Origin of the sequence: Flavobacterium sp. (assembly GCF_035195345.1) — a bacterium.
Taxonomy (GTDB): domain Bacteria; phylum Bacteroidota; class Bacteroidia; order Flavobacteriales; family Flavobacteriaceae; genus Flavobacterium.
In genome coordinates, this window is the sequence record NZ_CP136574.1 from 510,554 (window position 1) to 533,903 (window position 23,350).

At 32.3% G+C, this 23,350-nt stretch carries 18 protein-coding genes; 7 read left to right on the top strand and 11 right to left on the bottom strand.

Annotated elements, in window-relative coordinates; genetic code table 11:
• The first annotated feature begins 13 nt into the window (after positions 1 to 13).
• Positions 14 to 1,474: a cryptochrome/deoxyribodipyrimidine photo-lyase family protein gene (locus RSE15_RS02445; protein ID WP_324069401.1), complete on the top strand. Its 1,461-nt coding sequence runs from the start codon at positions 14 to 16 to the stop codon at positions 1,472 to 1,474.
• Here RSE15_RS02445 and RSE15_RS02450 read toward each other — a convergent pair.
• From RSE15_RS02450 to RSE15_RS02475, 6 genes are all read right to left on the bottom strand, one after another.
• Positions 1,471 to 2,127 carry an HAD family hydrolase gene (locus RSE15_RS02450; RefSeq protein WP_324069402.1) on the bottom strand — a complete coding sequence of 219 codons (657 nt, stop codon included), beginning with the start codon at positions 2,125 to 2,127 and terminating at the stop codon, positions 1,471 to 1,473. The genes RSE15_RS02445 and RSE15_RS02450 overlap by 4 nt on opposite strands.
• A gap of 103 nt (positions 2,128 to 2,230) precedes the next feature.
• Complete coding sequence (locus RSE15_RS02455) at positions 2,231 to 3,136, bottom strand: ribonuclease Z (protein WP_324069403.1); 906 nt, start codon at positions 3,134 to 3,136, stop codon at positions 2,231 to 2,233.
• 66 nt (positions 3,137 to 3,202) lie between these two features.
• Positions 3,203 to 3,535, bottom strand: coding sequence for a ribonuclease Z (locus RSE15_RS02460; protein WP_324069404.1), 333 nt, complete (start codon positions 3,533 to 3,535; stop codon positions 3,203 to 3,205).
• 36 nt (positions 3,536 to 3,571) lie between these two features.
• The gene (locus tag RSE15_RS02465) at positions 3,572 to 4,501 is read right to left on the bottom strand and encodes an aspartate carbamoyltransferase catalytic subunit (RefSeq protein ID WP_324069405.1); all 930 of its coding nucleotides are present in this window, start codon (positions 4,499 to 4,501) and stop codon (positions 3,572 to 3,574) included.
• 59 nt (positions 4,502 to 4,560) lie between these two features.
• Entirely contained in the window at positions 4,561 to 5,100 is a 540-nt protein-coding gene (gene pyrR, locus RSE15_RS02470; protein ID WP_166236036.1) for a bifunctional pyr operon transcriptional regulator/uracil phosphoribosyltransferase PyrR, read from the bottom strand.
• Positions 5,101 to 5,194: 94 nt separating this feature from the next.
• Positions 5,195 to 6,814: an ABC-F family ATP-binding cassette domain-containing protein gene (locus tag RSE15_RS02475; RefSeq protein WP_324069407.1), complete on the bottom strand. Its 1,620-nt coding sequence runs from the start codon at positions 6,812 to 6,814 to the stop codon at positions 5,195 to 5,197.
• A gap of 157 nt (positions 6,815 to 6,971) precedes the next feature.
• Here RSE15_RS02475 and RSE15_RS02480 point away from each other — a divergent pair, with 157 nt between their 5' ends.
• Positions 6,972 to 8,375: a TlpA family protein disulfide reductase gene (locus RSE15_RS02480; RefSeq protein WP_324069408.1), complete on the top strand. Its 1,404-nt coding sequence runs from the start codon at positions 6,972 to 6,974 to the stop codon at positions 8,373 to 8,375.
• 70 nt (positions 8,376 to 8,445) lie between these two features.
• Here the strand turns inward: RSE15_RS02480 and fsa are convergent, their stop codons facing one another.
• Complete coding sequence (gene fsa / locus RSE15_RS02485) at positions 8,446 to 9,102, bottom strand: fructose-6-phosphate aldolase (protein ID WP_324069409.1); 657 nt, start codon at positions 9,100 to 9,102, stop codon at positions 8,446 to 8,448.
• Between the two features lie 131 nt (positions 9,103 to 9,233).
• Positions 9,234 to 9,968 (bottom strand): bacteriorhodopsin-like, encoded by a 735-nt coding sequence (locus RSE15_RS02490; protein WP_324069410.1) that lies wholly within the window; start codon positions 9,966 to 9,968, stop codon positions 9,234 to 9,236.
• A gap of 120 nt (positions 9,969 to 10,088) precedes the next feature.
• Here RSE15_RS02490 and RSE15_RS02495 point away from each other — a divergent pair, with 120 nt between their 5' ends.
• On the top strand, positions 10,089 to 10,955 hold the full coding sequence (locus tag RSE15_RS02495; protein ID WP_324069411.1) for a Brp/Blh family beta-carotene 15,15'-dioxygenase: 867 nt from the start codon (positions 10,089 to 10,091) through the stop codon (positions 10,953 to 10,955).
• Here the strand turns inward: RSE15_RS02495 and RSE15_RS02500 are convergent, their stop codons facing one another.
• The 3 genes from RSE15_RS02500 to RSE15_RS02510 all read right to left on the bottom strand — a co-directional run bounded on the left by RSE15_RS02500 (position 10,956) and on the right by RSE15_RS02510 (position 15,050).
• The gene (locus tag RSE15_RS02500; RefSeq protein ID WP_324069412.1) at positions 10,956 to 11,759 is read right to left on the bottom strand and encodes an SDR family oxidoreductase; all 804 of its coding nucleotides are present in this window, start codon (positions 11,757 to 11,759) and stop codon (positions 10,956 to 10,958) included.
• 37 nt (positions 11,760 to 11,796) lie between these two features.
• On the bottom strand, positions 11,797 to 12,816 hold the full coding sequence (locus RSE15_RS02505; RefSeq protein WP_324069413.1) for an enolase C-terminal domain-like protein: 1,020 nt from the start codon (positions 12,814 to 12,816) through the stop codon (positions 11,797 to 11,799).
• Positions 12,817 to 12,983: 167 nt separating this feature from the next.
• Positions 12,984 to 15,050 (bottom strand): M1 family metallopeptidase, encoded by a 2,067-nt coding sequence (locus tag RSE15_RS02510; protein ID WP_324069414.1) that lies wholly within the window; start codon positions 15,048 to 15,050, stop codon positions 12,984 to 12,986.
• Positions 15,051 to 15,191: 141 nt separating this feature from the next.
• Between RSE15_RS02510 and RSE15_RS02515 the strand changes: the two genes are divergently transcribed.
• The 4 genes from RSE15_RS02515 (at position 15,192) to RSE15_RS02530 (ending at position 23,350) form a co-directional block, all read left to right on the top strand.
• Positions 15,192 to 16,787 carry a family 16 glycosylhydrolase gene (locus tag RSE15_RS02515; RefSeq protein ID WP_324069415.1) on the top strand — a complete coding sequence of 532 codons (1,596 nt, stop codon included), beginning with the start codon at positions 15,192 to 15,194 and terminating at the stop codon, positions 16,785 to 16,787.
• 111 nt (positions 16,788 to 16,898) lie between these two features.
• Entirely contained in the window at positions 16,899 to 19,001 is a 2,103-nt protein-coding gene (gene recG / locus RSE15_RS02520) for an ATP-dependent DNA helicase RecG (protein WP_324069416.1), read from the top strand.
• 162 nt (positions 19,002 to 19,163) lie between these two features.
• The gene (locus tag RSE15_RS02525; RefSeq protein ID WP_324069417.1) at positions 19,164 to 20,249 is read left to right on the top strand and encodes an efflux RND transporter periplasmic adaptor subunit; all 1,086 of its coding nucleotides are present in this window, start codon (positions 19,164 to 19,166) and stop codon (positions 20,247 to 20,249) included.
• A 14-nt stretch (positions 20,250 to 20,263) separates the two neighbouring features.
• Positions 20,264 to 23,350: an efflux RND transporter permease subunit gene (locus tag RSE15_RS02530; RefSeq protein WP_324069418.1), complete on the top strand. Its 3,087-nt coding sequence runs from the start codon at positions 20,264 to 20,266 to the stop codon at positions 23,348 to 23,350.

The window sequence follows — 23,350 nt, forward strand, 5'->3', positions numbered from 1 at the left end:
CAAACCTATTAAAATGAAAGTTGTTTGGTTCAAGAGAGATTTGCGTTTGCACGATCATGAAGCCTTACATGAAGCCCTATCGACTTCGGGTAAAACCTTATTGCTTTATATTTTTGAACCTTCGCTGATGAAAGATTATCATTACAGTCAGCGTCATTTTGATTTCATCAAACAATCATTAGAAGCGCTTCAAAAAGAACTGCAAAAATATCACACGCAAATTCTAATTGTTCAAGGAGAAGCGGTACCAGTTTTTCAAAAATTAACCCAACTTATTTCTATACGAGAAATTTATTCCCATCAAGAAACAGGAATAAAACTGACATATGAAAGAGATTTACCAGTGGCTGAATTACTTAATGAAAAAGGAATTATCTGGAAAGAATACATCACAAATGGTGTCATTCGTGGCATCAAAAACCGAAAAACATGGAAAGAAGATTGGTATGATTATATGGATAAAGATTGTTTACCTTTTCAACCTACGCCAAGAAGTTTTGTAAAATATATAGAAATTGAAGAGTTAGAAAATGCATTTGATGTTCCTTCGATTAAAACAGTTCATAATCCAAATTTTCAAAAAGGTGGCGTTCCTACTGCAATGCGTTATATGCATTCTTTCTTTGAAGAACGTGTACAAAATTATAGCAATCACATTTCAAAACCCGAATTAGGTAGAAAAGGTTGTAGTCGTTTATCGCCATATATTGCTTGGGGCAATTTATCTATCCGACAAGTGTATACCAAAGCTTGGGAAATTCATCAACAAGGAAAATTCAAACGTCAAATTTCTAATTTTGCGTCAAGATTACGTTGGCAAGCCCATTTTATTCAGAAATTTGAAATGGAAAGCGCAATGGAATTCATCGCTGTGAATAAAGGCTATCGCAATTTGAATCAAAGAGTTAACGAGAAATATCATAAAGCCTGGATTTCAGGAAAAACAGGAGTTCCATTGGTTGATGCTTGTATGCGCTGTTTAAACACAACAGGTTATTTGAATTTTAGAATGCGCGCTTTGGTAGTTTCGTTTTACACACATCATTTGTTCCAACCTTGGCAAAATTGCAGTCCGCATTTGGCACAACAATTTTTAGATTTTGAACCTGGCATACATTATCCGCAAATTCAAATGCAAGCGGGTGTGACTGGAATTAATACGTTGCGAGTTTACAATCCTGTAAAAAACTCTTACGAACACGATGCTGATGGCACTTTTATCAAAAAATGGGTGCCTGAATTAGCAAATATTCCAACTGCGTTTATTCATGAACCTTGGAAATTAACTCCTATTGAACAAATGTTGTATGATTTTGAAATAGGTCTCGATTATCCTTTTCCAATTGTCAATTTGGAAGAAGCACGTAAATTTTCAAGTGATTTCTTTTGGTCCATGCGAAAAGTAGAATCGGTTAAAAAAGACAGCAAACGAATTGTTGAAAAACACACGTTTCAAGATCGAGAAATGAGTTAATTTAAATCACGAACTTTCTCAAAATTCAATTCGTTAAAATGCTGAATCACCACATTTGCTTTTGATAAATCCTGGTTTTTAGAATGAAAGCTATTGTAACCCACACAAAAAATTCCAGCTGAAACTGCCGCTTGAATTCCGTTCGTGCTGTCTTCTATTACAATACAATTTTCTTTTGGAGCAATCGATAAACTCGCAGCATGTTCAAAAATAGCAGGATGTGGTTTCGACTTCGGAAAATCTTCGCCCGAAACAATATGCGTAAAATATTGATGCAAATTAAAACGGGTAAACACTCGGTTGATTGTAACATTTGAAGCTGAAGAAGCCACAACTAGTTGCATTCCGTTGGCGTGTAAATCTTTGATTAAATCTTCAACTCCTTCAATTAAATACAAATCTTCTTTTGAATCGAAGGCATCATTGAAAAGGTTTCTTTTAGTTAAAATCAAATCTTCAACCTCTTCCACTAAATTGAATTGTGCTTTTAATTTCTGAAAAATGTTACGCGTTGAATTTCCAGTAAAGGAAGCATACATTTCGGAAGTAACTTCAATGTTTAATTGCTTAAAATGTTTGTGATACGCATAATGGTGTACCGGTTCGGTATCTACAATTACGCCATCCATATCAAAAATTACAGTTTGTATCATAATTTATAATTTTGAAAATGTTTTTTTTTGGGAACACAGATCAAAGAAATTATTAAAATTTTTGAAATTTCTTTAATCTGTGTTCCAAAAAATTCTGTTTATATTAAAAATCAAATTCTTTACCGTCATCGGCTAAAAGTACGTTTTCAAAAATAGTTTGTGCTTCTGTTTTGAAAGGCTCGATGGAACCATACCTTGTAGAATAATGTCCCAAAATTAGTTGCTTTACATTCGCTAACTTCGCAATTTGAGCGGCTTCTTTTGCGGTAGTGTGTTTGGTTTTTTCAGTGTAATGTGCTTCGGAATCTAAGAACGTGGATTCATGATACAACACATCTACATCCTTAATGATTGAAATAATCGATTCATCATACACTGTATCACTACAAAAAGCATAGCTTTTAGTTGCATCAGGAGGCAATGAAAGTAATTTATTATCAATCACTTCCCCTGAATCTAAGGTTACATTTCCACCCGATTTTATTTTATCAAAATATACCTTTTCAATTTTATATTTCTCAACGGCTTCAATATTCAAATGGCGTTTTCCTAGCTTTTCTTGAAACAAAAATCCGTTGGTATACACCCTATGATTTAACGGAATAGTTTTTACAATTACGGTTTCATCTTCAAAAATTACTTCACTTTCTTTTGATTCTAGTTCGTGAAAATATAAATTATAACCCGTAAATGAACCCGAAGCACGCAATTGCAATAAAATAATTTCTTTGATTCCTTTTGGACCATAAACGTGCAAATCATTTTCGCGATTTAGCAACATAAACGTCGAAATTAAACCGATTAATCCATAAAAATGATCGCCGTGCAAATGCGAAATAAAAATATGATTAATACGAGAAAACTTGATTTTATGCTTGCGTAATTGCACTTGCGTTCCTTCACCACAATCGATTAGAAATAAATGGTTTTTTATGTCTAAAACTTGTGATGTTGGGTTGGTTATAGTTCTTGGAGTAGCTGCGTAACAGCCAAGTATTTGTAGTTTCAAGGTTAAAAAGTTTCAAGTTTCAGGTTTCAAGTTTTTCTTCCAACTTCCATCACCCAGCATCCATCATTAAAATCCTAAATCGCGTTCAATTTCGTCCATTTCAATCATGTCGTGTGCTTCTAAAACGGAAGGAACTACGTTTAAATAATTGGGAACTTTATCAAAATCAACAACATCAGAAACTATAATCATTGATTTTTTTGCTTTTTTATGGGTTTTAGCTAATTCTTTAAAATGAACTAAATCAGCATTAGCAAGTGTTTTATTGTGTGATACATCCAAAATTAAATTCTGACCTTGAAACACATGATATTCATTGGTAATTTTACCCACAAAAGCTTCCACATTATTTTGTGTGTCTTTGATGATGGTGGTATGCCCTTTTTGATCTACTCTCATTTTGGTGGTATTACTGATTATTGCTAATATAACAAATTAATTCTTAATCTTACTTGCCAATAAATAAATAACTGCCATACGAACCGCTACACCATTTTCCACCTGATTCAAAATCACCGATTGCTGTGAATCTGCTACATCGGAAGTAATTTCAACTCCTCTATTGATTGGTCCTGGGTGCATGATTACGATTTCTTTATTTAGTGAATCTAATAATTCTTTGGTTACACCGTATTGTTGGGTGTATTCTCTTGTGGTTGGGAAATAACTCACATCTAAACGTTCGTTCTGAACGCGTAACATATTGGCTACATCTGCCCATTCTAAAGCTTTTCTTAGATTTGGCTCAACAGTTACTCCTAATGATTCGATGTATTTAGGAATCAACGTTTTTGGTCCGCAAACTTTAACTTCTGCACCTTGCATTTGTAATGCGAAAATATTTGACAAAGCTACTCTTGAGTGTAAAATATCGCCTACAATTACGATTTTCTTTCCGCCTACATCACCTAATTTTTCTCTAATCGTAAAACTATCTAACAAAGCTTGTGTTGGGTGTTCGTGTGCTCCATCTCCAGCATTTACAACACTTGCATTAATATTTTGTGATAAAAAATGAGCCGCTCCAGGACTACTGTGACGCATTACCACCATATCCACTTTCATTGATAAAATGTTGTTTACCGTATCAATTAATGTTTCTCCTTTTTTAACCGAAGACTGTGCAGCCGAAAAACTAATAACATCGGCTGAAAGTCGTTTTTGTGCTAACTCGAATGATAATTTGGTTCTGGTACTATTTTCGAAGAAAATGTTTGCAATCGTAACATCACGTAATGAGGGTACTTTTTTGATGGGACGATTAATTACTTCTTTGAAATGGTCAGCCGTTTCGAAAATTAAATCAATGTCTTGTTTGGTAATATATTTTATTCCGATTAAATGATTTACTGATAATTCTTTCATTTATATATAGTTGTGTTTGTTATTGCTAGGTGTTAGTTGATTAATGATGGATGAAAAACTTATTTTGTAATTAAGTAAACTGCATCTTCTCCATCGTTTTCAAGCCATTTTACTAATACCTTTTCATTATTTATGGCATCTACTTGTCTTCCTCTATAATCCGGTTGAATGGGCAAATGACGACTAAATCTTCTGTCTATTAAAGTCAATAATTCTACTTCTGATGGTCTTCCGAAAGATTGAATAGCGGTTAAAGCAGCATTGATACTTCTCCCGGTATATAAAACATCGTCAATAAAAACCACTTTTTTATCTTCTACTAAAAAATCGATTTGGGTTTTGTTGGCTTCTAAAGGTTTTTCGCCTCTTCTGAAATCATCACGAAAGAACGTAATGTCTAAAAATCCCAATTGAATATTAGAAACTTGGTATTCTGATTCTAAAATTTGTTTGATTCTTTCGGCTAAAAATTTGCCTCGAGGTTGTAAACCGATTAAGATAGTATTTGAGAAATCTAAATGATTTTCAATTAGTTGACAAGCTAATCGATGCAAAATAATGTGTACTTCTTTTGAAGTGAGCAAAACTTTTTGACTCATGATGTGTTGTTTGTACAAATTTAGAATTTAAATTTCTAATAGCAATCGTATTATAAAAAAAATCCCGTTACTAAAACTAGCAACGGGAATGATATTAAGAATACATTTTCTGTCTTAATTCTTTGATTTTGTCATCTTCTAAATATTCATCAAATGTCATGTATCTGTCGATGGCGCCATTTGGTGTTAATTCTAAGATTCTGTTTCCTACGGTTTGCGCAAATTCGTGGTCATGTGTAGTAAACAATACTGAACCTTTGAAATTATTTAAGGAATTATTAAAAGCTGTAATCGATTCTAAGTCCAAGTGATTTGTTGGTTCATCTAACATTAAAACATTTGCTCTAATCATCATCATACGCGACAACATACAACGCACTTTTTCTCCACCCGATAAAACGTTACATTTTTTCAAGGCTTCTTCTCCTGAGAAAATCATTTTTCCTAAGAATCCACGAACATAAACTTCATCACGTTCTTCTTCGGTTTTTACCCATTGACGTAACCAATCTACCAAGTTTAAATCTACACCATCAAAATATTCATGATTATCAACTGGTAAATAGGATTGTGTTGTAGTGATTCCCCAATCAAATGTTCCAGAATCTGGAGTCATTTTATTGTTTAAAATTTCATAAAAAGCAGTAGTTGCTCTCGAATCTTTAGAGAAAACTACAATTTTATCACCTTTAGCCATGTTTAAATCTACATTTTTAAACAAAGTTTCTCCATCAACTGAAGCTGCTAAATCTTGTACATTTAATATTTGGTCTCCCGCTTCTCTTTCTACATCAAAAATAATGGCTGGATATCTTCTACTTGAAGGTTTAATCTCGTCTAAATTTAATTTTTCGATCATTTTTTTACGAGAAGTAGCTTGTTTCGATTTTGCCACATTCGCACTAAAACGACGGATAAATTCTTCTAATTCAGCTTTTTTCTCTTCAGCTTTCTTATTCTGTTGTGCTTTTTGACGTGCCGCTAATTGCGAAGATTCGTACCAAAACGTATAATTTCCAGAATAATGTGTGATTTTTCCGAAATCAATATCTGAAACGTGCGTACAAACCGCATCTAAAAAGTGACGGTCATGCGAAACCACTAAAACCGTATTTTCATAATTCGCTAAGAAATTCTCTAACCAACCAATGGTTTCAAAATCCAAGTCATTGGTAGGCTCATCCATAATCAATACGTCTGGATTTCCAAATAAAGCTTGTGCTAATAAGACACGAACTTTCAATTTTCCATCCAAATCAGCCATTAAAGTATAATGATATTCTGCACCAATTTCTAAGTTAGATAGCATTGTTGCAGCATCGCTTTCTGCATTCCAACCATTCATTTCGTCAAACTGCAATTGCAATTCGCCAATTCTGTTGGCATTTTCATCGGTATAATCAGCATATAAAGCATCCATTTCTGTTTTGATTGCATGCAATACTTTATTTCCCATTAAAACTGTTTCTAAAACAGTGTGTTCGTCAAATAAGTTGTGATTTTGGTTTAAAACCGACATACGTTTTCCTGGTTCAAGAATAACTCTACCAGACGTTGGTTCCATTTCACCTGCAATGATTTTCATAAAGGTAGATTTCCCTGCACCATTGGCTCCAATGATTCCGTAGCAGTTACCTTGTGTGAACGTTGTATTTACTTCATCGAATAAAATTCGTTTCCCAAATTGAACCGATAAATTTGAAACTGTTAACATTTTTGTATTTTTTTATAAAACTGTTGCAAAAGTACTAAAAATAGTAGATTTTTGAACACTTTAATTTAGAATTAAAAATAGATTTATTTTAACTGTACCTTAACAACAAGATTTGGATATAACTAATACATTTGTTCAGAAATCAATAATCAATTGAATGATTAAGAATTACATTAAATATTTTTTACCTCTATCTATAGTACTCTTTACTTCTTTAACTTCTTGCAAAAAGGTTTTTAAAGAGGATAATTTTGTTGCCTACTTTGGAGGAGAAGTATTAAACCCTCAAGAAAAATACGTTTTGTTTTTAAAAGATGATGAAGTCATTGATACCATTTATCTTGACAAAAACAATCGCTTCATGCATAAATTTGATTCATTAACGCCAGGCTTATATACTTTTAAACACAATCCAGAATATCAATATGTTTATTTTGATAAGAATGACAGTTTAATGGTTAGAATCAACACTCTTGAATTTGACAATTCTATTGTTTTTTGTGGTCGTGGAGATGAAAAGAATAACTTTTTAATGGAATTGTTTTTAAAAAACGAAGCCGATCGATCTATGATGTATGATAATTTCGATAAAGATGTAAAAAGTTTTATAAAAAATATTGATTCTAGTTACGCTATTCGTAAATCATTTTATCTAAAACGCAAAGCAGAAATTGGATGGGATGAAAATTTTGATTTGGTAGCAAAAGCTTCATTAGATTTTCATCACATTACAAAAAAAGAAATTTATCCCTACGCTCACCAATTTAGAACAGGTGAGAACATAAGAACAAAATTACCTTCTAACTATTATGAGCACAGAGAAAATGTTGATTTTGAAAACGCACTATTAACAAATTATTCTCCTTTTGTAAAATATGTAAGTGTTATGTTGAATAACGTTTCCTTACAAAAAGATCATTTAGATTTAGATGAAAATTCATTAGAAAACAATATTGAGAAATTAAACATCACTGATACTTTAATTAAAAATCAAAAAGTAAAAAATGTAGTATTGAACAATGTTGCCATGATGTACTTGTTAGAAGATCAAAACATGTACAACAATCAAAAATTTATTGAACGCTACTTACAATTAACAACCGATTCAAAAAACAAAAAAGAAATTAGTGAAATATATAATTCTGTACAGAATTTAAAAGTTGGGAATCGATTACCAACTATTGAATTAGTAAATACTGAAAATAAACCCGTAGATATTAATACTATTATTACTAAACCAACTATTTTACTTTTTTGGACGAGTCATGCTGAATCACATTTTATAGCCTCACACAAGAAAATTAGTGATTTAAAAGTAAAATATCCTGAATATGATTTTGTGGCTGTGAATGTAAATGATAACGCAATGAATTGGCAAAATTCGTTGAAAAAATACAATTTTGAAGGCATTAAAGAATTACACGCTGTTGACTTTGAAACCATCAGAAAACAGTGGGTAATTACTAAAATTCATAGAATTATCATCTTAAATTCAGACGGAACCATTAAGAATGGTTTTGCCAATTTGTTTGATGTTAATTTTGAACAGAATTTGAAATAAGAAAATACCAAACATAAAAAAAAGCGTTCTGAAATTTCAGAACGCTTTTTTTTTATCTAGTTTAGGAAAATTATTTATTTCCTTTTTCGTAATCTGCAATAAACTGAGCAATTCCAATATCAGTTAAAGGATGTTTTAATAATCCAGTAATTGATGATAAAGGACCTGTCATAACATCAGCACCAATTTTAGCACAGTTAATTACGTGCATTGTGTGTCGAACAGAAGCTGCTAAAATTTGCGTTTCAAAGCCGTAGTTATCATAAATTTGACGAATTTCATCAATTAAGTTTAAACCATCTGTAGAAACATCATCTAATCTACCTAAGAAAGGTGAACAATAGGTTGCTCCCGCTTTTGCAGCTAATAAAGCTTGACCAGCAGAGAAAATTAAGGTTACATTGGTTTTAATTCCTTTATCAGAGAAATATTTACATGCCTTTACACCTTCTTTAGTCATAGGTAATTTCACTACAATTTGTTCGTGTAAGTCAGCTAACTCCTCACCTTCTCTAATCATACCTTCTAAGTCCATTGCATTTACTTCTGCACTTACATCTCCGTCAACAATGTTACAAATATCAACGTAATGTTTTAGAATATTATCTTTTCCTGTAATGCCTTCTTTAGCCATTAACGATGGGTTTGTAGTAACGCCATCTAAAATTCCTAATTCTTGTGCTTCTTTAATTTGCTCTAAATTAGCTGTGTCAATAAAAAATTTCATCCTTTTTAAATTTTAAAGTATTGTGTGTTGTTTTGAAATGCAAAAGTAAGAAATCAAAATCAGAAAAAAATAATAAAATAAAAAAACCGCCTCATAAAATAAGGCGGCTAACCAAAAACTAAAAAATAGAACTAAGCCTTTTCGTTTGAAGTTGATTTTACAGCTAAATTGTATATAACCAATCCAAATCCAATTTTGTTAATTGCATCAGCAATGTTATAAGCTACATCTACACTTCCTTTTCCTAAGAAATCTGTGTACCAACCATCAGTTCCTAACATGTAACCTAATGGATAAATTGCCCAACCTACTAATACGAACCAACATAAAATTTTGTGAGAAGCTAAAACATTTCCACCCGCTGCGGCAGCAAGTTTAGAAGCTTCACCAAACCAAATTTCGTAAACAATTGCAAAATAAGCTAAACCAGAGATGAACCCCCATAAAGCAGCTTGATCACTAAAAATTGTTTCTCCAAAATATCCAGTTACCAACATAACTATTGAAAAGAAAATCATTTTCCACAATAAATTTTGTTTAGCACCAGCTACTTTTAGAATCAAATAAAACTCTAAACACATCAAAGGCACAGTTAATACCCAATCAACATATCTAAAGAACGTTGGTGATTCTTGGAATGCATTCCAATAATCACGCATGTAAAAATAATGTACCGCAGCAATAAAAGTAATCAATCCTGAAACTAATACTGAAGTACGCCACTTTTTATCAAATTGGTTCAATGATAAAAAGAAAAATGCTGAAGCAGCCATCATAGCCATGCTTCCAATAAAAAAGGTAAATCCCACATAATCATTAGGTAACATTTTTGTTACACTAGATAAAAGAAACATTAAATTTGTCATAATAATATAGTTTAAATTAGTTTGTTTAAGTAAATTTATAAAAAATTAAACAGAATAAAAAAATTTTTGTTGATTATTTTTTAAAAATTATTAAACAAAATTAATTAAAATCGATTAGAAATGAGTAAAATATCAATCATAACAAGCTTTGCAGGGCTTTGGCTAACTTCTTATTTATCAGATAGAAACCAATTAATTTTTGGCTTTATTTTGATTTTTACCTTCGGAATTTTACATGGTGCTAATGATTTGGTACTAATTAATCAAATTGAAAATCGTAAAAAAATAACTTTTTTCAAAATTATTGCTTCTTACATAGTAATCGTTATAGTTTCAGCTGTATTATTTACATTAATACCAGTTTTAGCCTTGCTTTTATTTGTGTTGGTTAGTGGTTATCATTTTGGTGAACAGCATTGGGAATCGTTAATTCAAAATGCTAGTAGATATAAAAAACCTTTTGAATTACTGTATGGTCTATTTATATTATCAATCTTATTATACATAAATGCGGAAGAAGTAACAAAAATAATTTTTGAGATTACAGGAATTCAATTAATAGCATTTGCCTATGAAACTTTTTTAATTACAACAGGAATGTTTTTAGTTTTACTTTCTTATTTGATGACTAAAAAACATCTTGATTTTAAAAAACATCTAATAGAACAATTATTCTATCTTGTTTTACTTTGTGTTATATTTAAAAGTTCTAGTTTGATTTGGGGTTTCACTATATACTTTATTTTTTGGCACAGTATCCCGTCGCTAAATGATCAAATTATATTTCTATACGGTAAATATAGTTTTCATAATTTTAAACAATACGTTAAAACCGCATTCTTATATTGGTTACTATCTCTTATTGGAATTACAATACTATATTTTGTAGCGAAAGATTTGGTGGTTTTTGATGCCTTATTCTTTTCTTTATTAGCCTCAATAACTTTTCCTCACGCAATTGTAATATTAAAAATGTTTAAAAAGTAGTTACAACTTATAATGATTCATCAACATTTTTTCATAAACCGTATCTGGTAAAATGCGTTTTAAAACTATAGAGAATTTTTGCATGAAAGCCCCAATTTTATAATGTATTTTTGGTTTATCTGTTTGGATGATAGCAAAAATAGCTTCTGCCATTTCGTTTGGATTACTTCCGCTATCCACGTGCGAATCCATTTTTTTTAAGGTGTTTCCGTAAGGAACTTCGTAAGCTGAACCTTTCAATACCGGCGCATGATATCGTCCTGCTGCAATGTTAGTAGCAAAATCGCCTGGAGCTACATTGGTAATTTGGATTCCGAATGACTTTACTTCCATTCGTATGGCTTCGGTTATTAATTCTAAAGCGCCTTTTGAAGCGGAATAAATGCCACGATAAGGCAATCCCATATAACCTGCAATTGAAGTAATATTAATGATTAAACCCGATTTTTGTTCACGCATTTGAGGTAAAACCGCTTTCATCACTTCTATTGGACCAAATAAATTCGTCTCGAAATTATTTCGGATTTCTTCCGTTGGAATTTCTTCAATAGGACCTGTAATTCCCACTCCAGCATTATTAATTACGATATCCAATCGACCAGATTTTTGAATTACTTCAGCAACACAATTTACAATACTTTGCTTATCGCGAACATCCAAAGCTACTAATGGAAATATCGAATTCGTGATTTTTTCAGGATTTCGGCTCGTGCCATACACCATAAAACCTTTTTGATGCAAATACTCTCCAATTGATTTTCCAATTCCTGATGAACCACCTGTAATTAATACTACTTTACTCATTTTAATGTGAATTATAGTGCGAAAATACGGCTTTATATTATTTCAAGGAAATTCCTAACCCAACTTTCTCCGAAAGCAGCACTTTACCTTTTTCAATGGTACTTCCGAAAGCGATGTCGTTTGCAATTAAATTCGCGCCATCTAAATCCACATAATCTACTAACGGAACTAAAACAGCTCCGGCTGAAATTCCTACAGTAGATTCGGTCATGCATCCTATCATGATTTTGAAATCATTTGCTCGTGCTTCTTTAATTAGTTCCAAAGCTGGAGTTAATCCTCCAGTTTTAACTAATTTAATGTTGATGGTTTTATAATGCGATTTTAAATCGGAAAGTTGGGTTTGTTCTTGACAATCTTCATCGGCCATCCAATTCGCAAATTTAGATGCATTCAAATGGGAATAATTTGAAATTCCAGTTTTCATGGGTTGTTCAATGTAAGTAAATTGAGCAGATGACGGATTTTCTTCCAATTGCTGACATTCGGAAATTGAAAAACTTCCGTTCGCATCTAAAGCGATTTCTTTTTCACAATTCAGTAATAAATCCAACGCTTTTTCATCGCAATGATTCCATTTTACTTTAAATTTATTCCAATCGGATTTTGCGATTTTTTGCAATTGTTCTTCGATGGGTGCGACACTTATTGTGATGGAAGATTCGGCTAATTGTTTTACTTCTATCAAATTTAATTCTAAGAAACTCTTATTTTCTAATTTTCCAAATAAATCCCAATACGCACAATCTAAAGCCGAACGTAAAAAAGAATGCAATTGTAAACTTTCCAAAAAAGCATAAAATTCGGAAGGATGATTTATGGATTGTTTTTCAATTTGGGTTTGAATTTCGGCTAATTTCTGAGTGAATTCTGACAAGTTAATTCCGTAATAATCAATTGCTGTACATTCGCCATAACCTGTCTTTCCGCTCTTAGAAAGCAAGATGATTAAGCCTTCTCTAAACGTATAACTTCCGTAACTAATTGAAAACGTTTCTTTTAGTTGTAAGCGAACTATTTGCCAATTGATTTGCATAGGAATTAGAATTGTTGACAATTTTTATTATTTCTTTTAAAATAAATTTTTACTTTATTAGTATCCTTTAGATAAAACATAATTATTTAATGAATAAGCAACATTTCTAATAATAATGACTTTTTATTAATAATGCATAACGTTTTGCTTATCAATAGCTTTCATGAAATCTAAAGTGTAATGTTTAATCAAAATTTCTCGTTCAAAAACTTTGTATACAATTCTTTAATAGTTGAATTTGAATTTGCTACTAATTTTTCAACAATGTTTCTGTATTCTGGTTTTTTAAGTAGTAAACGAACATTATCTCTAGCAAACTTGGTAAACTGCCATTTGTGATGATTCGTAGCTAAAAATAAAGCTTCGATTACTTTAGGATTTTCATAATTAACCACTAACAAAATTTCTAAAGCATTTTGACGAATTGAACTTTCGAAATCTACAGAAGCATATTTTAGTAATTCATCAATACTATTTTCTTGATCGAATCTTGAATTTTGACCTTTTAGTATTTTTAATTTCAACCAAGTTAATTTTAAACTTTTATCATTATTACCTTCAATACCTTTTGTTTGTTTCAAATATTTTTCAACCTCTTCTGGAAAACTTTCACATAAATTAATCAATGCAATTTCTTTCGTTTGATACGAATTGTCATTTAGTAACGTTTCATATTGCGTTTTAAAAACTTCTGGAATTATTGGTGTGGATTCGGCAACCGCTCTTCTTACCAAAATATCATTTGTGGCTAAAGCGGTTTCTAAAATGACTTTGCGCTCTTCAAAAGGAATATTTCGTGTTTGATATACGATGTATTGTTTAATCGGATAATAGGCATTTGATTTTAAAATTTCTGTTAGTTCTGATAACGATTTTTTACTTTTCTTTAAAGCAAAATACTCTTGAATGAATTTGTTTTTAGATAGATATTTTTGAGCTATTTCCATTTCAAATCCAGCCGTTTCTAACCAAACCTTTTTGAAATTCTCAACATCATAACCTGAAACTTCTTTCACGATTTTCAAAAAATCATCTGTATTGACGTTTTTATATTGGTATTTCTTTAAATATTTTTTAACTGCTTTTTGAAAATTCTTTGCTCCAATGTCTTCTCGAATCACATGCAACGCCCAAGCCCCTTTTTTGTAAAACGATAACGAACTCGCCTTTTCGTTCATTACTGGAATTGTATCAGTTTTGGAAGCACGTTTTAATTGTTCGGCATAATCGTTTAATTCTTCGTAGAAATAATCATCACCAAACAAATGACGTTCCGCCAATAAAGCATAATACGTTGCAAAACCTTCTTGCAACCAATGGTGTTTTCCAGATTGCGCCGTAATCAAATCACCAAACCATTGATGTGCTAACTCGTGCGCATTGACATTTATATAATTTCTGTCGTTAAAACCTATTTCATCTACTACAAAATCTTGTGCAAAAATCGTAGAAGTCGTATTCTCCATTCCAGCATACAAAAAATCACGAACTGGAACTTGTCGGTAAATGCCCCAAGGATACTTTACGCCTATTTCTTGTTCCAAATAATCGAACATTTCTAGAGAATAGCGATACGTTGGTTTAAATTTTGAAATATCTTTTTTATCCAAATAAAATTCTAAAAGTGTTCCTGATTTAGTGGTTGCAGTTTGCTTTTCGAAATTTCCAATGGCTAGCATGACTAAATAAGAAGACATGGGTTTTTGCATTTCATATTCCCACAATGTTTTTTTTTCGTTTGGAAATTTTTGATTTATTTTATTTATAAGTTTACCATTAGATAAAACATGATGTTTTTGATCAAAATAAACACCTAATTTAAATATCACTTTCTCATTCACATCGTCAAAACTTGGCAACCAATGACTCGTGTACTTTCCTTGGCCTTGTGTCCAAATTTGAAGATTTTCTCTTTCTCCCGTAAAATAAAGAGTTTGCTTGGGTTTTGCCTCATATTTAATTGTAATTCCGTTTAACCCTTTTTTAAGTCCATCATATAAAATTATTTGGTCATTTGTGATCTTGTACTTAAATTTAGTATTATCATTTATATAAATCGCTGAAAATATCATGTTTTTTGCATCTATTTTTACAGAATCAATATTATTCTTGATTTCGAATAAATAATGAACCGTTCCTGATATTGATTTAGTTTTAGCATCGGGAAACAATAAGGCTTCGCAACTGATAAAATCAACCGATTTTGTTTGCTGAGAGAAAGTAAGAATGGATAAAAAAAGAAAAATATAGCGCATAAATAAAAATCAATTACATACAAATATATTAATTGATTTTGTTAGAAATATAATTTACTAAAAATTTATTATTGTATAGTTTTAGTAAAGGTCAAGAATTTACCTTATCAAAAAAAAATAATTATTTTTGAAAAAAATATAATGCGCACCAATATTTCATTATTACTTTTATTTTCTCAAGTAAGTTTATTTTCACAAACACAAGTTTCACAAGACAACTTTGAGGGAAATAGCACTATAGCATCTTGGTTTGGAGACAATTGCTTGATTGATACTAATTTTAATAACCCACATCCCTCTGGTATAAATTCTTCTGTAAAAGTTTTAAAGTACACTGACGTTGGCGGTCAATATGCCAATATTGGTTTTGATGCGGGATTTAGTTTTAATTTAGCTACAAGTAGCGTTTTTTCGCTAAAAATTTATGTTTCATCAGCCGAAATAACAGGAAATCAGCCTAATCAAATTGCATTAAAGCTTCAAAATGGTTCATCAGCAACACCTTGGTCAACTCAATGTGAAATTATTAAGCCTATCGTTTTAAATCAATGGCAAACCATTTCCTTTAACTTTGCTACAGATGCTTTTATTAATTTTGATTCAAATTCACAAAACCCATTAAATCGTTCAGATTTTAATCGAGTATTAATTCAGATAAATGGAGAAAACAACAACTCAAACGTAATGGCTTACATTGATGATTTCTCCTATGAAGGAGCAGCATCAATTAATAATAACTTGGTTTGGAGCGATGAATTTGATGGAAATGGAGCAATAAATTATTTAAATTGGTTTCAACAAACTCAATTTCCAATGGGTACTAGTTGGTTTGGCAATGAACAACAACATTATACAAACCGTGTTGATAATTCTTATGTTAGTAATGGTACTTTAAAGATTGTTGCGAGACGGGAAGCATATACAAATCAAGGAATCACCAAACAATTTACTTCTGCACGATTGAATTCAAAATTTGCTTTTAAATATGGTCGCGTAGAAGTACGTGCAAAATTAGCTGAGGGAAATGGAACTTTGCCTGCCATTTGGATGTTAGGCAAAAACATTAACGAGTTAGGAGCGTATTGGCAATTAAATGGATATGGTTCTGTGACTTGGCCAGCCTGTGGTGAAATAGACATTATGGAATACTGGGGTTCTAATGTCATTTCAAGCGCAGTTCATCATCCAATAAATGGTAATTTATCAGTAGATGAATACGTCGCAAATTATCAATATAAAGAAGGGGTAACAAGTGATTTCCATATTTATGCGCTTGAATGGAGTAATGAAAGAATAACACTAAGTGTAGATGGCATTAATCATCTAACCTATGAGCCATTAATAAAAAACCAATTTACTTGGCCTTTTGATGCGGAACAATATATCTTATTAAATATAGCAATCCTGTCAAATGTACCTGCAAACTTTATTCAATCTACTATGGAGATTGATTATGTAAGGGTATATCAAGAAGCTTCATTAGCAAATACAAATTTTCAAAAAAGTTCAAAAATTAAATTTTTCCCAAATCCTGTTTCAGACAAATTAACTATCCTAAACATAGAAAATACAAAGCAAAAAGTAGAAATATTTTCAATAATAGGTAAGAAACTATTTACTTGTTCATTATTGAATAATGAAACAAATATTGATGTTTCTAGTTTTCAAAATGGAATTTATTTAATTAAAATAATTTCAGAAACTGGAAATGATACCTATAAATTTATAAAAGAATAAAATTTAGAATTTATAACTATCTTCGCTTAATAATTTTTAGACATTAATTCAAAAAATGTAATCAATTTATTTTTTAGTGTTTATAATATTAAATTGATAGTATAATTCAAATTGAACCTACTCGAAACTCCCATAGAATATCTCAAAGGCGTTGGTCCTCAGCGTGGCGATTTATTGCGCAAGGAGTTGGGCATTCATAAGTATGTAGATTTACTAAATTTATTCCCAAATCGCTACATTGATAGAACGCGTTATTATAAAATTAACGAACTACAAAACAGCAACTCAGAAGTTCAAATTGTAGGGAAAATAATCAATATCAAAACCATAGAACAAGGCAAAGGAAAATCAAGATTAGTCGCCACTTTTGTGGATGATACAGGTCAAATGGAATTGGTTTGGTTCCAAGGTCAAAAATGGATTCGCGAAAGCATCAAAATTAATACACCCTATGTGGTTTTTGGAAAAGTAAGCCAATTTGGAGCTACCTACAACATGGCGCATCCCGAAATGGAATTATTAGAAGAACACAAAGCGAGTCTTCGTTCAGCCATGCAACCCGTTTATCCAAGCACTGAAAAACTAGGAAACAAAGGGGTCTCAAACAAAGTCATTAATAAAATGATACAACAATTGTTTGTAGAAACCGAAGCTATGTTTTCGGAAAATTTACCGAATTATCTATTAGACGAATTGAAGTTAATTCCTAAAAATGCCGCTTTATTCAATATTCATTTTCCAAAGAGTCAAGATTTGTTGGCAAAAGCGCAATTCAGATTGAAGTTTGAAGAATTGTTTTTCATTCAACTGCAGTTGATTACAAAGAACCTTATTCGGAAACATAAAATAAAAGGAATGCCTTTTGAGCGCGTAGGTGAAAACTTCACAGATTTTTATAATAACCATTTGCCTTTCGATTTAACGAATGCGCAAAAACGTGTTTTAAAAGAAATTAGAAACGACTTAGGAAGCAACGCTCAAATGAATCGTTTATTGCAAGGCGACGTGGGTTCTGGAAAAACAATTGTAGCGTTAATGTGTATGCTTTTGGCAAAAGATAACGGATTTCAAAGTTGCTTAATGGCACCAACCGAAATTTTAGCCAACCAACATTTTAACGGAATAACCGAATTAGCAAAACAACTGAATATCAATATAAAAATATTAACTGGTTCAACCAAAACTGCAGATAGAAAAATTATTCATGAAGCTTTAGAAAACGGCACTTTAGATATTTTGATTGGAACTCATGCTTTATTAGAAGACAAAGTACAATTTCATAATTTAGGTTTAGCGATTATTGATGAACAACATCGATTTGGTGTTGAACAACGTTCAAAACTTTGGAAGAAAAATGATGTTCCTCCTCATGTTTTAGTCATGACCGCCACCCCTATTCCACGAACCTTAGCCATGAGTTTATATGGCGATTTGGATATTTCCGTAATAGATGAATTGCCACCTGGAAGAAAACCTATTCAAACCGTACATCGTTATGATAGTAATCGTTTAAAGGTTTGGAAATTCTTAAAAGATGAAATTGCAAAAGGGCGCCAAGTGTACATTGTATATCCGTTAATTCAAGAATCGGAGAAGATGGATTACAAAGATTTGATGGATGGTTACGAAAGTATTTCAAGGGATTTTCCTTTACCTCAATATTCTATTTCCATTGTTCACGGAAAAATGAAACCAGCTGATAAAGATGAAGAAATGCGACGATTTTCAGAAGGAAAAACCAATATTATGGTTGCAACGACTGTAATTGAGGTTGGTGTGAATGTACCAAATGCTTCCGTAATGGTGATTGAAAGTGCAGAACGCTTTGGGTTATCACAATTGCATCAGTTACGCGGTCGTGTGGGTCGAGGTGCCGAACAAAGTTATTGCATCTTAATGACAAGTCACAAACTAAGCAACGATAGTAAAATCCGTATGGAAACGATGGTTCGTACGAATGATGGCTTTGAAATTTCAGAAGTCGATTTAAAATTACGTGGTCCGGGTGATATCATGGGCAAACAACAAAGTGGCGTTTTAAACCTTCAAATTGCTGATTTAGTTAAAGACAAAGATATTTTGCAATTAGCACGTCATCATGCTATCAAACTCTTAAAAGACGATGCGCCAATGGAAAAACCAGAACATGCAAAACTACGTGAAGCTTTTATCGAATTAAGCAAGAAGAAAACTATTTGGAACTATATTAGTTAGTTCTTTTTAAAACATTTCCCCTTTTAAACTTTTAAACAACTAAACTTTTAAATTTTTCCAACATTTGTACCTACAACTATGTTAAATAAATCGTAAGTTTGAGTTGAAATTATGCTGTAAAAGCTAACTTTGTAGCAACATCAATAAGAATCAAATCATATTATGAAAATAAAAACTATAAGCATCACGTTAATTACTTTAACTCTTTTAGGTTTAATTGGATATCGAATTACAAAAAATAGTGAAGAATCTGAAAAAGGCGGTGGAAAAGGAGATAAAAAACCACCTATGATGGTCGATGCTATAGTCGTTTCAGAAACTAATTTTGCGAATACCATTTCGCTTTCAGGGTCTATTGAAGCCAATGAAAATGTAGAAATAAGAAGTGAAGTTTCTGGAATCGTAGAGAAAATATATTTTACAGAAGGCACCAATGTGAGCAAAGGTCAAGTTTTATTAAAAGTAAATGATATCGAATTACGTGCCCAACTTTCGCAAGCTCAAACCCGTCAAAGTTTAGCTTCAGAAAATGAAAGAAGAGCTAAACTATTATTACAAAAAGAAGCCATTAGTCAAGAAGAATACGATATTGCAAGTGCCGAATTCAGAAGTTTAAAAGCGCAAACGCAATTAATTCAAGCGCAAATTGCTAAAACAACTCTAAAAGCTCCCTTTTCGGGAAAAATTGGATTGCGAAATATTTCTCCTGGAACGTATCTAACTCCAACTACGCTAATCACTAAATTAGTAAGTGCAAATCAAGTAAAAATAAGTTTTTCAATTCCTGAAAAATATGCTTCAGAAGTAGAAAACAACTCACCTATTCTATTTACGATTCCAAATAATCCTGAAAAATTCACAGCTAAAATTTACGCTATCGAACCTGAGATTGAAACTTCCACTCGAACGCTAAAAATCAGAGCGATTGCCGAAAATCCAAATGGAAAATTATTAGCGGGAACATTCGCTACTATTGAACTTCCATTGAAAAATATAAAAGGTGCGATTCAAATTCCTTCCGAAGCAGTTGTTCCTGTTCAAGATGGAAAAGTGGTGTATATTGCCAACAATGGAAAAGCAAAAGAAGTAAAAATTGAAACCATTGCTCGAACAGAAAAAGACGTTATCGTTACACAAGGTATAAAATCTGGCGATACAATTCTAACTTCTGGCGTTATGGCTCTAAAAGAAGAAGCCGAAATTAAAGTTAAAGTAAAACAATCTAAACTTCCAGCTTCTAACTTCTAACTTCCCACTTACAAATGAGTTTATCTACTATAAGTATAAAAAGACCCGTATTTACCATTGTAATCAATTTATTAATTATACTTTTTGGTATTTTAGGCTATAGTTATTTAGGTGTTCGTGAATTCCCATCGATTGACCCAGCTGTTATCAATGTGCGAACCAATTATACAGGCGCTAATGCCGAAATTATAGAATCACAAATCACCGAACCACTTGAAAAAGCCATTAACTCTATTGATGGAATTCGAAATATTACCTCTTCAAGTAACCAAGGTTCGAGTAATATTACGGTCGAATTCAAATTAGAAAAAAATTTAGAAGAAGCTGCCAACGATGTGCGTGACAAAGTTTCACAAGCCGTTAGAAGCTTACCACAAGATATCGATGCACCACCCGTTGTAGCAAAAGCAGATGCCGATTCAGATGCTATTATTTCGATGACCGTTCAGAGTCAATCTAGAAATGCTTTAGAATTAAGTGATTATGCTGAAAACGTAATTTCCGAGCGAATGCAAACGATTCCAGGCGTGAGTAGTGTGCAAATTTGGGGACAAAAACGTTATTCGATGCGAATTTGGATGGATCCCATCAAATTAAATGCTTACGAAATCACGGTGGCTGATGTTCGAAATGCTTTGGACAAACAAAACGTGGAATTGCCTTCGGGAAAATTGACAGGTGCCAATACCGAATTAATGGTAAAAACCCTTGGGAATTTATCTACTGAAAAAGAATTTAATGATATTATCATAGTAGCTGATGCGAATAAAACCGTTCGATTAAGTGATATTGGTTATGCCGTTTTAGCTTCTGAAAATTTAGAAACTAAGTTTACCGAATCAGGAAATCCAATGGTGGCGGTGGCAATTATTCCACAACCTGGAACCAATTATTTAGAAATTGCGGAACAGTTTTATGCCGAAGTGGAAAAATTAAAGAAAGATTTACCAAGTGACATCAAATTAGATATTGCACTAGACAATACTCTTTTTATCAAAAAATCAGTAATTGAAGTAGCGGAAACCATAGCCATTTCAATTGTTTTAGTAATTATTATTATCTTTTTATTCTTTAGAGATTGGTCAATTGCATTTAGACCATTAATTGATATTCCGGTTTCGTTGATTGCTACGTTTTTTATCATGTATTTGTGTGGCTTTTCCATCAATGTATTAACACTTTTAGCCATTGTTTTAGCCACAGGATTAGTAGTAGATGACGGAATTGTAGTAACAGAAAATATCTTCAAAAAAGTAGAAGAAGGTATGTCGCCAATTGAAGCGGCTATTAAAGGTTCCAACGAAATTTTCTTTGCAGTAATTTCTATTTCGGTAACCTTAGCTGCAGTATTCTTACCGATTATTTTCTTAGAAGGTTTTGTAGGACGATTGTTCCGAGAGTTTGGTGTTGTCATTGGTGCTGCTGTATTGATTTCCGCCTTCGTATCGTTGACCTTAACACCTATGTTGAATGCGTATTTAATGAAAGGTGGCGAACAAAAGAAAACCAAATTCTATGAATTTACTGAGCCATTTTTTGTGAATCTGAATAAAGGATATGCGAATTCATTAACTAATTTCTTAAAAAGAAGATGGTTGAGTTTTCCAATTATCGGAGTTTGTATTGGATTAATTGTGTTATTCTTTGCTATTCTTCCAAAAGAAACTGCTCCTTATGATGACCGTAGTTTAGGAGTTGTGAGTGTTACAACTCCCGAAGGTGCTACTTTTGAATACACCGACAAATTCATGGATGAGTTATCAAAATTGATTAATGATTCCATTCCTGAAAAGAAAGTGGCATTAGTAATTACTTCACCAGGTTTTATGTCTTCATCAGTAAATGCTGGAAGGGTTCGTTTGGCATTGGTGGACCCAAGTGAAAGAGAAAAGTCGCAAAAAGAAGTGGTAGATGATTTGAACAAATGGGCGAAAAAATATCCGCAAGCGAAAGTAAATGTTTCCGAGCAACCAACTATTTCGGTGAACAGACGTGGTGGTTTACCCATTCAATATATCATTCAAGCGCCTAATTTTGAAAAATTAAGAGAAAAGATTCCGCAATTCATGGAAGAAGCGAGTAAAAATGAAACTTTCTCGAATGTAGATGTGAATTTGAAATTCAATAAACCAGAAATCAACGTAACGATTAATCGTGAAAAAGCAGAAAGTTTAGGGATTTCAGTTTTAGATGTGGCGCAAACTTTACAATTATCGTTAAGCGGACAACGTTTTGGTTATTTCACGCAAAATGGAAAACAATACCAAGTCATTGGACAATTTGATGAAAAAGATAGAGATGCTCCTTTGGATTTGACTTCAATGTTCGTGAAAAACAAAGCGGGTGAATTAATTCAATTAGACAACATAGTTGAGGTAGAAGAACAAAGTAATCCACCACAATTATTTCATAACAATCGCTACATGTCGGCAACGGTTTCTGCTGGTTTAGCACCCGGAAAAAGTATGATTGACGGTATCAACGCTATGGACGAAATCAAAGAAAAAGTATTAGACGATACCTTTACAACTGATTTAGGTGGAGAATCGCGTGACTTCGTAGAAAGTAGTTCAAATACTTCTTTCGCCTTTGGCTTAGCTTTGTTATTAATCTATTTGATTTTAGCGGCTCAGTTTGAAAGTTTTATTGATCCATTTATCATCATTTTAACCGTACCAATGGCAGTAGCTGGAGCGCTATTTTCGCTTTGGTTGTTTGGGCAAACATGGAATATTTTTAGTCAAATTGGAACCGTGATGTTAATTGGACTCGTTACCAAAAACGGAATTCTGATTGTCGAATTTGCGAACCAACTTCGAGAACAAGGAAAATCGAAATACGATGCCATTTTAGAGGCTTCAGAAGCGCGTTTACGACCAATTTTAATGACCAGTTTAGCCATCGCTTTAGGAGCTTTACCAATAGCTTTATCACTTGGAGCAGCTTCAGCAAGTAGAATGGGAATGGGAGTTGTAATTGTGGGCGGAACGATGTTTTCATTAATCTTAACTTTATTTGTAATACCAGCCATTTATTTAATGTGGTCAAGAGCTAAAAAACACCGACCAGAATTTGATAATTTAGACGCTTTAGAGAAATAA

Coding starts and splice junctions, on each gene's coding strand:
- RSE15_RS02525 (WP_324069417.1), top strand. CDS start 19,164: ATGAAAATAAAAACTATAAGCATCACGTTAATTACTTTAACTCTTTTA.
- RSE15_RS02450 (WP_324069402.1), bottom strand. CDS start 2,127: ATGATACAAACTGTAATTTTTGATATGGATGGCGTAATTGTAGATACC.
- RSE15_RS02500 (WP_324069412.1), bottom strand. CDS start 11,759: ATGAGTAAAGTAGTATTAATTACAGGTGGTTCATCAGGAATTGGAAAA.
- RSE15_RS02510 (WP_324069414.1), bottom strand. CDS start 15,050: ATGCGCTATATTTTTCTTTTTTTATCCATTCTTACTTTCTCTCAGCAA.
- RSE15_RS02530 (WP_324069418.1), top strand. CDS start 20,264: ATGAGTTTATCTACTATAAGTATAAAAAGACCCGTATTTACCATTGTA.
- RSE15_RS02490 (WP_324069410.1), bottom strand. CDS start 9,968: ATGACAAATTTAATGTTTCTTTTATCTAGTGTAACAAAAATGTTACCT.
- RSE15_RS02480 (WP_324069408.1), top strand. CDS start 6,972: ATGATTAAGAATTACATTAAATATTTTTTACCTCTATCTATAGTACTC.
- RSE15_RS02475 (WP_324069407.1), bottom strand. CDS start 6,814: ATGTTAACAGTTTCAAATTTATCGGTTCAATTTGGGAAACGAATTTTA.
- fsa (WP_324069409.1), bottom strand. CDS start 9,102: ATGAAATTTTTTATTGACACAGCTAATTTAGAGCAAATTAAAGAAGCA.
- pyrR (WP_166236036.1), bottom strand. CDS start 5,100: ATGAGTCAAAAAGTTTTGCTCACTTCAAAAGAAGTACACATTATTTTG.
- RSE15_RS02445 (WP_324069401.1), top strand. CDS start 14: ATGAAAGTTGTTTGGTTCAAGAGAGATTTGCGTTTGCACGATCATGAA.
- RSE15_RS02495 (WP_324069411.1), top strand. CDS start 10,089: ATGAGTAAAATATCAATCATAACAAGCTTTGCAGGGCTTTGGCTAACT.
- RSE15_RS02460 (WP_324069404.1), bottom strand. CDS start 3,535: ATGAGAGTAGATCAAAAAGGGCATACCACCATCATCAAAGACACACAA.
- RSE15_RS02465 (WP_324069405.1), bottom strand. CDS start 4,501: ATGAAAGAATTATCAGTAAATCATTTAATCGGAATAAAATATATTACC.
- RSE15_RS02515 (WP_324069415.1), top strand. CDS start 15,192: ATGCGCACCAATATTTCATTATTACTTTTATTTTCTCAAGTAAGTTTA.